The sequence below is a fragment of the Lentzea kentuckyensis genome (assembly GCF_002150765.1).
In the GTDB taxonomy this organism is placed as follows: Bacteria; Actinomycetota; Actinomycetes; order Mycobacteriales; family Pseudonocardiaceae; genus Lentzea; species Lentzea kentuckyensis.
Window position 1 is genome coordinate 1 of sequence record NZ_MUYM01000012.1, and the last position, 14,997, is coordinate 14,997.

Sequence of the window (14,997 nt, forward strand, 5' to 3'; positions counted from 1 at the left end):
GCGGTCGCGACCGCGCGCATCGCCTTCGCCTTTCCCAGCTGTGGCGTCAACTGTGCGGAGAAACGTTCGGCCACGACCGCCCCGCGGGTGATCTCCAGGTTGGCCCGCATCCGGTCACCGTGCACACGCAGACCGGTGATCAGTTCCACCGCCGTGTGCGCGGCGCCGCCCGCCAGACGCAGACACTCCCGCAACGGCTGCCACTCCGCGTGCCAGGCGCCGCCGGGCCGTTCGTCCTCCGCGAGCAGGCAGTGGGCGAGGGTCGAGGCGAGACCGGGCACCTGCAGCGCCGCGGACCGGATCAGCGTGGCGAGGCTCGGGTTCTGCTTCTGCGGCATCGCCGAGGAGACTCCCTTGCCGGCGGCAGTGGGTTCGCTGAGCTCGGCGATCTCGGTGCGACACAAGGACTGCACGTCCAGGGCGATCTTGCCGAGCGCCCCGGTGACCAGCGCGCACCACGCGGCGGTGTCGACGATCGGCGTGCGCAGCACGTGCCACGGCACCACGGGCTCGGCCAGCCCCATCTCGTCTGCGTAGGCGGTGATGAGGTTCGCGGCGTAGTCCGCGGGCAACCGTCCGAAGTGCAACCTCGCGTGCTCCAGGTACGCCGCCATGGTCCCGGCCGCGCCGCCGATCTGCACCGGCAGGCCGCGCTCGACGAGGTGCTCAGCCCTGGAGTCCGTCTCCCGCAACAGATGCAGCCACCCCGCCGCCTTCAGCCCGAACGTCGTGGGCACCGCGTGCTGGGTGAGCGTGCGCCCCGCCATGACGGTGCTCCGGTGCCGGTCGGCCAGGTTCTCCAGCGCGCCGATCACCTGGGCGAGGTCATGCCTGACGTGGACGACCACCTGCGCGATGACCAGGCAACAGGCCGTGTCGAGGACGTCCTGGCTGGTGGAACCCCGGTGCACGAACTCGGCGGCGGCGGGATCGACGGCGGCCACCCGCGCGGTCAACTCCTCGACCACGGCGACCACCGGGTTCGCCGCCCCACGCGAACGCGCGGCGATCCCGGCGACGTCGAAGCACCCGTCGCGGGCCACCTGCGTGATCACTTCGGCGACGGCCGCGGGCACGGTGCCGACCCTGGCCTGGGCGCGGGCGAGCCCGGCCTCGGCCGCGCACATCGCCCGCAGCCACGCCTCGTCGGACGTCATCGCCTCGACGGCGGTCGCCGCCCGAACCGGCGACAGCAAACCGGTGTCGCTCAACGTGTGGATCACGTCGCCCTCCCAGCGCTCTCACGCCCGCGCAAAGGCACGCAACACACACCGAACACAGCCCGCATCCCCGCGTCAGCCGCCCAAGCCGACGACAGCAACCCCTTGCCACCCAAGGAATGGATCACATCGCCCTCCCAACACCTTCACGCCCGCGCCGAGGCACGCACCGCGACCCCAGCACCGCCCGAGCGATCGCGTCCGCATCACCCACGGTCGCCGACGCCGAACAAGGCCGGATCCCCACCGCGGTCGCCCAGTGCACCGACTCGGTCGGCACACCCAGCGCGTACAGCCCGGGATTCGGCGCACCATCGGCGGCGATCACCCTGGCGGGCCGGGGAGTCACGTCCAGCCCACCCGTCTCCAGCACCCCGCCCTCACCGTCCGGAACCCGATGCGGCCGGCACCGGCCGGCCGCGAGCAGGCCCCGCAGCAGTTCGTCATCGGTCGTCCGGACATCCGGGGTCGGCATCCTCGCGTCGATCACCACCCGGACCGGCAGCGGCCGAGGCATCAGGTCCGCGACCGCGAGGAACGTGCCCGCGACGTGATCGGTTTCCACGCGCGTGCCGGGACCGAGGACGTCCAGCACGCCGGCGGAGATCAGCGCCGCCATCTCCTCGATCCGCCGGGCGGGAGGCCCGATGGACAGGAAGGCGTTGAGCGGGCTGAACCAGTGCTCCAGGTCGTCACGATGGGAACGGCCGCGCAGTCCGCCGTGGTCGACCACCGCGCGGATCTCGTTGCGCAGGTCGCGCAGCACGTCGAGCGCCGCCTTGACCGGTCCGCGCACGTTGCCCTGTGCCGCTCTGGCCACGTCCTCGCGCAGGTGCGCCAGCAGCCACGGACGGAACTCCTCCAGCGACTCGAACCCGAGCCGGTCCACCGGGTTCTCCATCCGCGTCCAGTCCCAGCGCGAGCTCTCCGCGATGCCGTACTCGTCCAGCAGCGCCGCTTCCTCCCGACCCGGCGCGCACGACCGGTACCGCTCGGAGAACCCGGCCACCAGAGCGGGTTCCAGGCGGGAGGCCAGTTCGGTCGCGTAGTAGACCGTCTCGACCTCCTTCGCGATCAACGGCCACAGGTGGGCGCGGAAGTCGACCGGCGCGGACCGCAACGCCTGCACGACGTCCTCGGTCAGCACCGCCGCCTGGTGACGGCCGTGCGCGCCCTTCTGGTTCTCCCCTCTCGCGTGCAGCGGCACACCGCGGCGCGACCCCGCGTACAGCTGGGGTTCCAAGCCCGAAGGGTGGTAGCCGAGCACGCCGTCGTGGCGCTCGAACCGTCCACCCCGGCCGGTGGTCAGCACGGCGAGGTGGTCGAAGAAGTTCAGGCCCAGGCCCAGCAACAGGGTCGGCTCACCCGGTTCGACCTGGGTCAGGTCGGCGTCGGCGGGGTTGCCCGGCGCCACGTACCGCAGACCTCGGGCCGCGGCGAACTCGGCGAGCTCACGTTCCCTGGCTCCCGGACGCGACGGCAGATGGCCCTGCGCCAGCACGACCGCGCCGAGTCCGTCGAGGAGCTGTCCGTCGGCCAGCCGGACCACGTGGCCGGTCTCGTCCTCCGTCACGGCGAGCGCTCGCTGACGGTGGTGGACGATCCGCACCCCGACGGGAGCGCTGCGGACTATCTCCTTCAGCGCCCAGACGAGGTAATGCCCGTAGAAGGCGCGCGTGGCGTAGGAGTCGGGCCCGAGGCGCCTGGCTTCGCTCCTGATGGTGTCGTTCCCGTCGTCGAGGCTCGCGGTGGACGCGACCGATCGTGACCATTCGTACAACGAAGGGCCGCGCCGGACCGGGCCTTCCATCCGCACGCTGTCATCAGGGAAAACCGTGACCTGGGAACACACCGTGTTCATCAGGAATCCGCTCGACTGCCGGGTGTTCCAGACAGTTCCAGAACCGTGTTCCGCGGGATCCACCACGTGCACCACGAGCTCGTCACCGAGAACAGGCGGCAACCAGTTCGCGCAGATTCTTTCCAATATCGAGAGGCCTCTCGGACCCATGCCGATGACGGCCGAACTATATTTTTCCAAAATGGATTTACCCACTTCCAAAGCACGCGGGGCCGCCAAGACAACGCCTGCGGATGTATGACCGGCGTGAAGTTAGCGCTCACAAGTTCGGTTGAACCCTCACCTAGGCGGGGCCGTATGAATCCGTGTACGCGCTTTCCAGCCGCGCCGACCGGAGCAGTCGACGCGCCGAAGGAGGCATTCGCTCCGATGTCCGACGAAAAAGAAGGCGTCGTCATCAGCACGCACCGGGTGAGGCCGGGCAGGATGGCGAGTTTCTCAACGTCGGTAAAGGGACTTCTAAGCGCGGCTTCTAGATCACAAGGGTATCTCGACGGCAGAATGGAGAAAGCAACAGGCGATTCGGCGACCTGGCTGGTCATCTGCTGGTTCGACAGCGCCGAGAGCGCCGCCGAGTGGGACGGTTCGCGGTCTCACGCGACGTGGCGCGAGTACGTCGGGCGCTTCTCCTCCCGAGTCGAACCGCCGCGCCCCGCCCAGGCACCACCGGCTGCCGGCCCACCGAAGCCCCCGCCGAAGTGGAAGACGGCGCTGGTGACGTTGATCGGCGTGTTCCCCGCGGTGCTGCTGGTGAACGTCACCGTCATCCCGCGCGTCACGGGTCTGCCGCTGCTGGTGCGCACGCTCGTGCTGTGCGTGTGCGTGACGGGGCTGATGACGTGGGTGCTCATGCCGCAGGTGATGAAGGTGCTCGGACCGTGGCTGCGCCGGGGCACCGTCCCCGTGGCGGCGCCCGCCCAGGCACCCGAGCCGGGCGGCCAGACCATGCAGACCATCCGGACCAGCCTGCCCGCCGCAGTCGACACAGCCGACGCACCGACCTCGAACTCACCCGGCCTCCGGCCCCCGGCCGTGCCGCAGGAAAGCGAAGCCCGTCAGGGCTCACGACCCCCCAGGGCGTCACGGTCACGGCACGCCGCCCCGGCGACCTTCCCCAGCGCGCAGCAGTCGCGCTCACGTCGCCGCTGAAGAGCCGCCGCAGCACCAGTCGCCGCCCCCGAGCACCGGAGCGTATTCAGTGCGGACCCTCCTGATCGACAACCACGACTCGTACACCTACAACCTGTTCCACCTCGTCGCGAGCGTGAACGGGGAAGACCCCCTCGTGCTGAGCAACGACGACCCGGAGCTCGCCAGGTTGTCGTTCGGCGACGTGGACAACGTGGTGATCTCCCCCGGTCCCGGACGACCGGGCAGAAGCCGGGACCTCGCCGGCTCGACCAGGTTCCTGGACCAGGACGCGCTGCCGGTGCTCGGCGTGTGCCTCGGCCACCAGGGACTCGGTTTCCAGGCGGGAGCGCGGGTCGCGCTGGCACCGGCACCCCGCCACGGCCACCCGACCACGGTCACGCACGACGGCCGTGACCTTTTCGACGGCATCCCCCAGGGCTTCACGGCGGTGCGCTACCACTCGTTGTACGTACCCGAACCGCTGCCGCCGGACCTGGAGGCCACCGCCTGGGCGGAGGACGGCGTGCTGATGGGGTTGCGGCACCGGACCCGGCCGCACTGGGGGGTGCAGTTCCACCCCGAGTCGATCCTCACCGAGTGGGGCACCCGGCTGCTGGCCAACTTCCGCGCGCTCTCCGAGGCGGTGCGGCCGTCCGTCACGGTGCGCGGCCCCGTGGAGGTACCGGACGTCGAGACCGCTGCTGTCCCGAACACCGGCCACCGCCTGCACACCGCCGTGTACCAGGGGGTCGTCGATCCCGAGCAGGTGTTCGCCGAACTGCACTCGGCGTCGGAACGCGCGTTCTGGCTGGACGGCGCCGGGGCGGGTGAGCGCGGCGCGCGGTTCTCCTACCTGGGCGACGACACCGGCCCGCTCGCCGAGTACTGCAGCTACGACGTGCGGGCGGGCGTGGTGACCGTGGAGCGCGCGGGCCGGGCGGCGACGAGGCTGCGCGACGACATCTTCGCCTACCTGCGCCGCGGCCTGGCCCATCGCGCACACGCCGAGCCGGACCTCCCGTTCGACTTCACCTGCGGCTGGGTCGGCTACTTCGGTTACGAGCTCAAGGCGTCGCTCGGCGGCAAGGCCGCCCACCGCAGCAAGACCCCTGACGCGGCCTGGTTGTTCGCCGACCGCGTCATCGTCATCGACCATCAGGAACACACGGCCCATCTGCTCTGCCTGGCCGAGGACACCCGTTCCGGCCACGACGAGGCCGCCGGCTGGCTCGACGCCACGCTCGCCTTCCTCTCCTCGCTGTCGTCCCACTCGGCGCCGCCCGTCCAGTCGTGGCCGCAGGAGGAGGACGCCGTGGAGATCACCGAACGCTGGCTGCTGCGCGAGGCCGAGGACTACCGCGCCGACGTCGTGTCCTGCCAGGAACAACTGCGCGCCGGCGAGAGCTACGAGATCTGCCTGACCACCGCGGTCGAACTGCCCGCGACGTGCGCGTCCGCCGACTACTACCGCGTGCTGCGCCGGGTCAACCCGGCCCCGTACTCCGCCTACCTGCGCTTCGGCGAGGTCGACGTGGCCAGCTCCTCCCCGGAACGGTTCCTCCGCGTCGGCGCCGACGGTGTCGTGCAGGCCGAACCGATCAAAGGCACGGCTGCCCGCGGCGCGACCCCGGAATCCGACGTCGCACTCCGCGACGCGCTGGCCGAGGACCCGAAGACGCGCGCGGAGAACCTGATGATCGTCGACCTGCTGCGCAACGATCTGGGCCGCGTCTGCGAGGTCGGCACCGTGCACGTGCCGGAACTGATGGGCACCCGCACCTACCGGACCGTGCACCAGCTCGTGTCGACGGTGCGCGGCTCACTGCGCCCAGGCCTCGACGCGCTGGACTGCGTCCGGGCCTGCTTCCCCGGCGGATCGATGACCGGCGCCCCCAAGGAACGCACGATGGAGATCATCGACGAACTGGAACCAAGCGCCCGCGGCGTCTACTCCGGCGCACTCGGCTTCTTGAGCTGCAACGGATCCGCCGACCTGAGCATCGTCATCCGCACGGCCGTCTTCGCCGCCGGGCGGGTGCGCATCGGCGCGGGCGGTGCCGTAGTGCTGGACTCCGACCCCGACGGCGAGTACCAGGAGATGCTGCTCAAGCTGGCCGCGCCGATGCGCGCGTACTGGAGTTCGGGCGCACACCGGCCCGCCGCCGTGCTGTCCGCCGAGCCACGGGTCCACCGGCGCGGCCGGCACGCGCGCCGCCGCCGTCGTGCCGCGGTGGTCGGCGCAGAGGTGGAGGCCGGCTGATGAACCGAACCTGCAACGCCTCCCTCGCCCTTGCCACGCACGCCGACCGCGCCGGCTGGTCGTCCCGCCCCGCCTACCTGATGGGCGACGAGACGTGGTCACACGGCCAGATCCACGACCTCGCCGCCAGAGCCGCGGGCGTGCTGCACGACCACGGCGTCCGCAACGGTGACCACGTCCTGCTGGCCGCGCCCGACGGCGTCGCCTGGGTCGTCACCTTCCTCGCGATCACCCGGCTGGGCGCGGTCGCGGTGCTGGTGAACCCCGAACTCACCGAGGCGGACCACCACCTGTTACGAGCGGACAGCGGCGCCCGCCTCTGCGTGACCGACGTGGCCCTGGAGGAACGGTTCGCCGGCCACCCGTGGATCGACGTCGACCACCTGCTCGACCAGGCCTGGACCACCGCGACCGGGCCGGTCGGCGAGGTCACGCCGACGAGTCCGCTCTACGTGCAGTACACCTCCGGCACCACCGGTCAGCCGAAAGGTGTCGTGCACGCGCACAAGGATCTCGCCCTGTACGGCACGTCGGTGGGGCGTGACGTCCTGCGCATCGGCATCGGTGACGTCGCGCTGTCGGTCTCGAAGATGTTCTGGGCGTACGGCTTCGGCAACGCGCTGGTGTTCCCGCTGCATTCGGGTTCGTCCGCGGTGCTCACCCCGCACCGGCCCGGCGCGGACGAGATCGTCGGCCTGATCGCCCGGCATCGGGTGAACCTTCTGTACTCGGTGCCCTCCTCGTACGCGGCACTGGCGGCCACCGACGAGCACGCGGCGCTGTCCGAACTGCGGGCCGCGGTGTCGGCCGGCGAACCACTGCCGGAGTCGCTCGGCGGCCGGCTGCGTGACGACCTCGGGATCGAGATGCTCGAGCAGATCGGCTCCACCGAGGCCGGGCACGCGTTCTGCGCCAACGCGATCGGCGACAACACCCCCGGCACGCTGGGGAAGCCCGTGCCCGGCTGGGAGGTGCAGGTGCGGGACGCGCAGGGCTTCCCGGCCGAGGCCGACGGCGAGCTGTGGGTGCGCGGGCCGACGCTGTTCTCCCACTACCTCAACCGACCCGAGCTCACCCGCGGCACGCTGGTCGACGGCTGGCTGACGACGCACGACCGGGTGCGCCGCAACCCCGACGGCACGCTGAGTCATCTCGGGCGCACCGACGACATGGAGATGGTCGGCGGGATCTCGTTGTCACCGTTGGAGATCGAGCGCGTGCTGGCGGACCATCCGCTGGTGCGCGAGGCCGCCGTCGCCGCCGTGCTCGACCACCACGACGCCTCGCGGCTGCGCGCGTTCGTGGTTCCGGCGCAGCACTCACCGGGCCTGGAGGACGAGCTGATCACCTGGACCAGGTCCCGGCTTCCCGCGTTCAAGGTCCCGCGCACCGTGCGGCTCGTGCGGCAGCTGCCGAGGACCGCCACCGGCAAGTTGCGCCGGCACGTCGTGCGCACCGGATCCTGGTAACCGACTGAGGAGTTTCCCTTGCAGCAAAACCTTTTCTCCGGCAGCGGTTTCTACATCGGACAGATGTTCCGCGCGGCGGCGACGCGGCACGGCGCCGTCCCGGTCATCCTGGACCGGCCGCTCGACGTGGCTCCCGACGCCGGACTGCAGCACACCTACCGCTCGCTCGCCGACCTCGTCGACCGGCTGGCGGACCAGCTGCGGGCCGCCGGCGTCAGGGCCGCGAGCCACGTCGTCATCCACAAGCGCGACAACGCCGACATCGCGCTGCTCGGCTGTGCCGTGTCCCGGCTCGGCGCGATCCCCGTGCTGTTGTCGTCCGGCCTGGACGCCGGCGTGGTCGGGATCCTGCTCGGCCGGCTCGAACGGCCGTTGCTGGTCACCGACGACGCGACGCTGTCCCGGCTGATGACCCACACCGACATCTCCAGGCTCACCAGCAAACGGGTCCTCGTCAGCGGGGCGTTCCCCGGCGCCGTCGCGCTCGGCGACCTGGAGGTCACCAGGCGCGCCACGCCGGTCCGGCTGCACCCCGACGAGCCCGCGATGATCACGCACAGCTCGGGCACGACCGACGTGCCCAAGCTCGCCGTGCACTGCGCCCGCGCGTTGTGGAACAGGTTGGTGCCGCAGAAGATCATGGCGTTGCCCGTGCGCGGCGAGACGGCCGCCTTCTGCATGTCGTTCGTCCACTCGCGCTTCTACCACGCGCTCGGCACGTTCCTGTCCGGTGGCAGCCGCCTGCTCCTGCTGGTGGACCACGACCCCGCCTCGGTCGGCCCGCTGCTGGCCAGGTGGCAGCCGGGTGTCGTGGAGACGCACCCCAACACGTTCGTGCTGTGGGAGGACCTGGCGGACGCCCCCGGCGCGCCGCTGCGCAACGTCCGCTGCTTCAGCAGCACCTTCGACGCCATCCACCCGCGCACCGTGCAACGGCTGCTCGGCGCGTCGCAACGGCGCGGGAAGTACCTCATGCAGCTCTACGGGCAGAGCGAGACCGGCCCGGTGTCCGTGCGCACGTTCACCGAACGAGGTGCGGCCCGCGGCAACGGACGCCTGGTCGGCATCAGCATCCCCGGTTTCACCAGGGTCAGGATCACCGACGACTCCGGCGCCCCGGTGCCGCGCGGGACGGTCGGGCACATCGAGGCGCGCACCCGCGGCCGGATCGTCACCTACCAGGGCGCCCAGGACCGGTTCGACGCCCAGCGCAACGGCAGCTGGTGGCGGATGGGCGACATGGGCACCCGCAGCTGGTGGGGTGGCCTGAACCTGATCGACCGCGAGATCGACCAGATCGACGAGGTGGACAGCAACCTGCGGATCGAGGACGTGCTGATGTCCCGGCTCGACGAACTGCGCGAGGTGGTCGTGATCCCCGGCGCGGACGGCGTCGCGGTACCCGTGGTGTGCACCCGCAGCGGTGCGCCGCTGGCACCGGACCGCTGGCAACGGGCGACGGCGGACCTCCCGGCGCTGAGCACGCCCCGGCAGTGGGCCTTCGACGACCTGCCGAGGACGTCGACGTGGAAGATCAAGCGCGTGGCGCTCGCCCAGTTGATCGCCACCGGCGACCGCGCGGTGGCCCGTGGCTGACGAGGCACCGGTGATCGTCGTGGGCGCGGGTCCGGTCGGGCTCTTCGCGGCACTGGCCCTGCGCTCCCACCGGGTGCCCGTCGTCCTGCTCGAAGCCGACCCCGCGTCCCGGCACCGCACCGGCAGCCGTGCCCTCTACGTGCACGGGAAGTCGTTGGCACTGCTGGAATCCACCAGCGAGGGGCTGGGCACGGAGCTCGCGGCGCGGGGCGTGCTGTGGAACGTCCGCCGCACCCTGTACCGCGGGCGGGAGGTCTACGCGCGGGAGTTCCCGCCGCACGACCGCGCCCGCGGCCTGCCCCCGTTCACCAGCCTGCGGCAGAGCGAGACCGAACGCGTCCTGCTCGACGCCTGTGCGAAGGCCGGCGTGGACGTGCGGTGGGGCCGGCCGGTGGCCGAGGTCGTCGCGCACGCCGGTGGCGTCACCGTCGCCACCGAGGACGGCCAGACGTGGTCGGGAAGTCACGTGGTGGGAGCCGACGGCGCCAGGTCGACGGTGCGCAAATGCACCGGGAACGCGTTGGACGGCTCGGCCGCGGACGGGTTCCACGTCGTGGTCGACGTCGCCGACGAGCCGGGTGGCACGCCCAGTCTGGAACGGGTCATGCACTACGAACATCCCGCCGCGGACGGCCGTGGCGTGCTCGTGGTGCCCTACGCGAAGGGCTTCCAGGTCGACGTGCAGAGCCGGGCCGGCGACTCACCGGAAGTCATCGCCTCGCCCCAGGAAGTGCAGCGCTGGCTGCCCGCGTTGATCGGGCCGACCCCGCCCGAACGCGTCACCGCGATCTCGGTCTACCGGTTCCTGCAGTTGATCGCCGACGACTTCACCGACCCGCACCACCGGGTGCTGCTCGTCGGCGAGGCCGCCCACCTGTTCCCGCCGTTCGGCGCGCGGGGCATGAACAGCGGCTTCGTCGACGCGCACGCGGCGGCGAACGCCATCGCCGTCGGCCGGCGGTCCCCTGCGGCGAACGCCGCGGCCGTCGCCGAGTTCGCCACGACGAGGCGCGCTGCGGCCGAGGTCAACAGCGCCGCCGCGGGCGCGGCGCTGCGGCACCTGCGACCGCCCAGCACCGCGGCCAGGCTGCGACGCCGGGCGGCGGCGTCGCTGGCACCCGTGGTGCCCCGGTTCGGCGAATGGCTGGAACACGCCCCGTACGGTCCGCGCGCGGCGGTGGGGCACTGATGGCGACCGACAACGCTCCCCTGCTGGTGGCCGATTCGTGGCTGGTGCTGGACGGGACGGTCCGGTCGCTGGATCGGCATGTCAGCAGGTTCACCCGGTCCTGCCTGGAACTCGGTGTCGTCACGCCGCAGGAGCTGAACCGCTTCTGGCGCAGGACGATCTCGGCTCTGCCGCGCACCGGCGCCTGGTTCCCGCGGGTCGAACTCACGGGCGACCCGCCGTCGTTGCGACTGCGGATCCGTCCGGCACCCGCGCGCGGCGAACACGTGCGGGTGTGGGTGCCGGACGCGCCCGATCACCGGCTGCAGCCGGCCCGCAAGGGTCCGGACCTGCCGGCGCTGGGCGAAATGCGGGCCGAAGCGGAACGCCGCGGCGCCCAGGAAGCACTCCTGCGGACAGCGGACGGGATCGTGGTCGAAGCGGCCAGCTCGTCGGTGCTGTGGTGGGAGGACGACGTGCTGTGCGCGCCACCCGAGGAGATCCCGGCGCTGCCCGGAACGACCGCGGGCCTCGTGCTGGACCTGGCCGCGGCGCGCGGAATCGAGACCGCGCGGCGGGCCCGGCGCGTCGACGAACTGGCCGGCCGGGAGATGTGGCTGCTCAACGCCCTGCACGGCGTCCGCCTGGTGACCGCGTTGGTCGGCTCCGGCACGACTCCGGGCGGCGGCAGGCACTTCACGCCGTGGCGGGAGCGGGTCGAACGGATGCGCCTGCCGTTGGACCCGCCCGCCGCGACGTCAGCCTGCCGGGGCAGGTGACGGGGGAACCATGCGGGTGCTGATCGCGATGCGGTTGTAGGCGTTGATGACGGTGCACACCCAGATCAGCGCGGCGGTCCCGTCCTCACCGAACTCGGTGACGGCGGCCCGGTACACGCCGTCCGGCACCTGTCCGTCGTGCACGAGCGTGATCGCCTCCGCCAGTGCGAGCGCGGCCTTCTCCCGCGGGTCGAACAGGGTGGACTCCGCCCAGGTGCTGAGCGCGTCGAGGCGCCCCATCGACTCGCCGCCGGCCCTGGCGTCGCGGGCGTGCAGGTCGAGGCAGAACTCGCAGCCGTTGATCTGCGACGCACGCAGACGCAGCAGCTCCAGCAGCGGGGCGGGCAGTCCGGCCCGTGCCGCGGCGTCCGCGGCCGCGAGGTGCAGCGACCGCATCGCGGTGGACACGTCCGGGGTGACCGACTTCAGGTTCAGCCTCGGCTCACTGGTAATGGTCGACATACCTCAACCATAGCTGACACTTGTAAGATTTCCGTTGGTACACAAGAGAAAAATCCGCTGATTCCATTGTGGACTCAGCGCTGTCCGTGCTGCGCCACGAGCGACGTGAGCACGGTCCGAGCCGAGACGGCCGGCCGCCCGAGCAGGTTCTCCAGAGCCGGGTCGACCACCGCGAACTGACCTGCCCGCGCCGCCCGGAACATGCCGAGCGTGAACTCGGCCGCCGCGGCGGGCATGCCCTGGGCGGTCACCGCCGCCTTCCACTCCTCGTCGTCCACGACGACCCGCTTGATCGTCGCTCCGGTGAGTTCACTCAGAAGCCGTGCCACGTCGGAGAAGTCGAGCATCTCGGCGGCGGTCAGCGGTGGCGTCACCCCGTCCAGCACGCCGGGTCGCGTCAGCGCGGCGACGTCCGCCGCGACGAGGTCGGCGTGCGCGGTCCACGAGACCGGCCCGTCCTGCGGGAGCCAGAACTCGCCGGTCCGCAGCGCGGTGGGCACGTACTGCTCGAAGGTGCTCGCGTAGAACCCGTGCCGCAGTGCCGTGTACGCGACGTTCTGCCCGGCCAGGTGCTGCTCGGTCGCCGCGTGCTGCCGTCCGGGGTCGAACAACGAGTCCGGCGAGGCCACCTGGTGGCTGGTGTAGAGCACGCGCGACGCACCCGCCCGCACGGCCGCGTCGATCGCGGCCCGGTTCGCCCCGGCGGCCTGCGGGCCCCGGATCGCGGCCGAGACGACGAGCACCTGGTCGGCACCCTCGAACGCGTGGTCCAGGCTCGCCGGTTCGGTGAAGTCGCCGACGCGCACCCGGACCCCGCGAGCGGCGAGCGCCGCGGCCTGGTCCGGGTCGCGCACGCTGACCCCGACGGTGTCGGCGGGACCGTGGTCGAGCAGCTTCTCGACGATCTTGCTGCCGAGCCGGCCGGTGGCTCCGGTGATGATGATCATGGCTTCCTCCAGCGTGAATCAGTGGTTCACCAAAACGCTACCACTGATTCGGATCGGTGATATCAAGATCCTGATACCATCGATCCATGTCGGAGTCGCCCACCGCGGACACCCGGTCCGGGATCATCACCGCCGCCGCCCGCCTGCTCCGCACCGGCGGCGCCCGAGCGGTGACGACCCGTGCCGTCGCCCAGGAAGCCGGCGTGCCACCGCCGACGATCTTCCGGCTCTTCGGCGACAAGGACGGCCTGCTGGAGGCCGTCGCGGAACACGTGCTCGCCGACTACGTCGCGACCAAGGCCGCCAGGGCCGCCGACGAGAACGGTGACCCGGTCGAGGACCTGCGCGACGCCTGGCGGGCACACCTCGCCTTCAACCTCGCCAACCCCGACGTGTTCCTGCTCCTCGTCGAGCCGGGACGCGTGCGACGTTCCTCCGCCGCCACCGCCGGAGCCGAGGTGCTGCGGGCCCGCGTCGCCCGAGTCGCCGCCGCGGGACTGCTGAAGGTCTCCGAGACACGGGCCGTCGACATGATCCACGCCACCGGCACCGGAGCCGTGCTCGCGCTGCTGAACCAGCCAGAAGAACGCCGCGATCCGGACCTCGGTGACGCACTGCTCGACGCGGTGCTCGGCGAGATCCTCACCATCGCGACGGCGCGGCTCGACTCCGAGCCCATCGCCGTCGCGGTGGCGTTCCGCGCCGCCCTGCCGCGGCTTCCGGCGCTCAGCGACGCGGAACGCACCCTCCTGTCCGAGTGGCTCAACCGCGCCGTCAGCCAACTGCAGGACCGGTCGACCCGCGGATGAGCTGTGGGCGGTGCCGTTGACGAGACGGCGTCCAGCCAACAAGGTCGAGCACCACCGTGCTCCCCCAGCGGCCCGAGCCAGACCGGGCGGACCACGCGGGTCTGCCAAATCGAGCCTTGACGACGCGCCCACACGACCGCAGTATGACTGCGCAGTCATACACACGTCAGCGCAAGATCGGCGACGAAGCCGCGGGAGCTACCATGCGACAGATGAGTCCAGGTGGGAGCTCTGCGGTGCCTCGAAGCGTCGACGTGGCCCGTCTGGCCGGGGTCTCGCAGAAGACCGTGTCCAGGGTCTTCAACGACGAGCCGTACGTGTCCGCTGACGTGCGCCGTCGTGTGCTGGAAGCCGCCGACCAGCTCGGCTACCGGCTCAACAACGCCGCGCGCGCACTCGCTTCCGGACGTACCCGGTCCATCGGCGTGGTCGCGCTCGGCACCGCTCTGTACGGCCCGGCCTCGTTGCTCATCGGCATCGAACGGGCCGCGCGCGACACTGGCTACGCGCTCCGCGTCGTGACCACGGTGGAAGGTGACCCGACCGGGGTCGCGGGTGCCGTCAGTTCGTTGCTCGACCAGGGCGTGGACGGCATCGTGATCTCCGAGCCGATCGACGACGGGCCGGTTCCGGTCAAGATCGACGTCCCGGTGCTCGTGCTGGGCGCACCACCGTCGTTCTCCTCACGGCGGGTCATCAGCACGAGCGTCCGCTCGTACGACATGGCCCGGGTCGCGACCGAGCACCTGCTCGATCTCGGGCATGCGACCGTGCATCACGTCGCGGGTCCGCAACGGTGGTTCGCCGCCAAGGACCGGCTGGACGGCTGGCGCGCCGCCCTGGCCGCGCGCAACGCCCCCGAACCGCCGGTGTTCGAAGGCGACTGGTCACCGGAATCCGGCTACGCGGCTGGTCGTCAGCTGGCCCGAAGTCCTGGTGTCACAGCGGTTTTCGCGGCCAACGACGACATGGCGATCGGCGTGATCCGGGCGCTGACGGAGTTCGGCCGCCGGGTGCCGCGGGACGTCAGCGTGGTCGGCTTCGACGACGTCCCGGTCGCCGGCTACATCACCCCTCCCCTGACCACCGTGCGTCAGCCGTTCGACGCGGTGGCGAGGGAAGGGCTCAAGCTTCTCGTGCACGCCATCGAAAAACCCGAGGAAGTTCTCCCGGCGACAGGCGGCCAACCGGTCGACCTGGTCGTCCGCGCCTCCACGGCGCCCCCGCCCGCGTAGTCACTCACGCACCTCCTCACCTGCACGCGGCCTGCTCGCGTGCCGGTCGCCCCTGCCCGC

Annotated in this window: 12 protein-coding genes; 8 read left to right on the top strand and 4 right to left on the bottom strand. The window is 71.4% G+C overall.

The annotated features are described in order from the left end of the window. Together B0F77_RS06480 and B0F77_RS06485 are read right to left on the bottom strand one after the other, a co-directional pair. A partial coding sequence (locus B0F77_RS06480; RefSeq protein ID WP_245847860.1) for a lyase family protein occupies window positions 1–1,223 on the bottom strand: 1,223 nt, incomplete at its 3' end. A gap of 121 nt (window positions 1,224–1,344) precedes the next feature. Then, window positions 1,345–3,231, bottom strand: a complete 1,887-nt coding sequence (locus tag B0F77_RS06485; RefSeq protein WP_086661865.1) for an FAD/NAD(P)-binding protein — start codon at window positions 3,229–3,231, stop codon at window positions 1,345–1,347. 351 nt (window positions 3,232–3,582) lie between these two features. On the opposite strand from B0F77_RS06485, the gene B0F77_RS06490 reads away from it, so the two are divergent. Genes B0F77_RS06490 through B0F77_RS06515 form a run of 6 tightly spaced genes read left to right on the top strand, consistent with a single transcriptional unit; the run spans window position 3,583 to window position 11,484 of the window. After that, the gene (locus B0F77_RS06490) at window positions 3,583–4,230 is read left to right on the top strand and encodes a putative antibiotic biosynthesis monooxygenase (RefSeq protein ID WP_086661866.1); all 648 of its coding nucleotides are present in this window, start codon (window positions 3,583–3,585) and stop codon (window positions 4,228–4,230) included. 49 nt (window positions 4,231–4,279) lie between these two features. Beyond that, complete coding sequence (gene pabB, locus B0F77_RS06495; RefSeq protein ID WP_086661867.1) at window positions 4,280–6,472, top strand: aminodeoxychorismate synthase component I; 2,193 nt, start codon at window positions 4,280–4,282, stop codon at window positions 6,470–6,472. Then, window positions 6,472–7,941, top strand: a complete 1,470-nt coding sequence (locus tag B0F77_RS06500; protein WP_086661868.1) for an AMP-binding protein — start codon at window positions 6,472–6,474, stop codon at window positions 7,939–7,941. The genes pabB and B0F77_RS06500 overlap by 1 nt, the downstream gene beginning before the upstream one ends. Before the next feature lie 18 nt (window positions 7,942–7,959). Next, window positions 7,960–9,537: a class I adenylate-forming enzyme family protein gene (locus B0F77_RS06505; RefSeq protein WP_211293690.1), complete on the top strand. Its 1,578-nt coding sequence runs from the start codon at window positions 7,960–7,962 to the stop codon at window positions 9,535–9,537. Next, on the top strand, window positions 9,530–10,726 hold the full coding sequence (locus B0F77_RS06510; RefSeq protein ID WP_169730892.1) for an FAD-dependent monooxygenase: 1,197 nt from the start codon (window positions 9,530–9,532) through the stop codon (window positions 10,724–10,726). The genes B0F77_RS06505 and B0F77_RS06510 overlap by 8 nt, the downstream gene beginning before the upstream one ends. Then, window positions 10,726–11,484 carry an aminotransferase class IV gene (locus tag B0F77_RS06515; protein WP_158102621.1) on the top strand — a complete coding sequence of 253 codons (759 nt, stop codon included), beginning with the start codon at window positions 10,726–10,728 and terminating at the stop codon, window positions 11,482–11,484. The genes B0F77_RS06510 and B0F77_RS06515 overlap by 1 nt, the downstream gene beginning before the upstream one ends. Here the strand turns inward: B0F77_RS06515 and B0F77_RS06520 are convergent. Together B0F77_RS06520 and B0F77_RS06525 are read right to left on the bottom strand one after the other, a co-directional pair. Further along, the gene (locus B0F77_RS06520) at window positions 11,464–11,946 is read right to left on the bottom strand and encodes a carboxymuconolactone decarboxylase family protein (RefSeq protein WP_086661870.1); all 483 of its coding nucleotides are present in this window, start codon (window positions 11,944–11,946) and stop codon (window positions 11,464–11,466) included. The genes B0F77_RS06515 and B0F77_RS06520 overlap by 21 nt on opposite strands. Window positions 11,947–12,020: 74 nt before the next feature. After that, window positions 12,021–12,893, bottom strand: coding sequence for an NAD(P)H-binding protein (locus tag B0F77_RS06525; protein ID WP_086661871.1), 873 nt, complete (start codon window positions 12,891–12,893; stop codon window positions 12,021–12,023). An 86-nt stretch (window positions 12,894–12,979) separates the two neighbouring features. Here B0F77_RS06525 and B0F77_RS06530 point away from each other — a divergent pair, with 86 nt between their 5' ends. Together B0F77_RS06530 and B0F77_RS06535 are read left to right on the top strand one after the other, a co-directional pair. Continuing rightward, entirely contained in the window at window positions 12,980–13,702 is a 723-nt protein-coding gene (locus B0F77_RS06530; protein WP_086661872.1) for a TetR/AcrR family transcriptional regulator, read from the top strand. A 236-nt stretch (window positions 13,703–13,938) separates the two neighbouring features. Then, entirely contained in the window at window positions 13,939–14,937 is a 999-nt protein-coding gene (locus B0F77_RS06535; RefSeq protein ID WP_245847861.1) for a LacI family DNA-binding transcriptional regulator, read from the top strand. The last annotated feature ends 60 nt before the right edge of the window (window positions 14,938–14,997 follow it).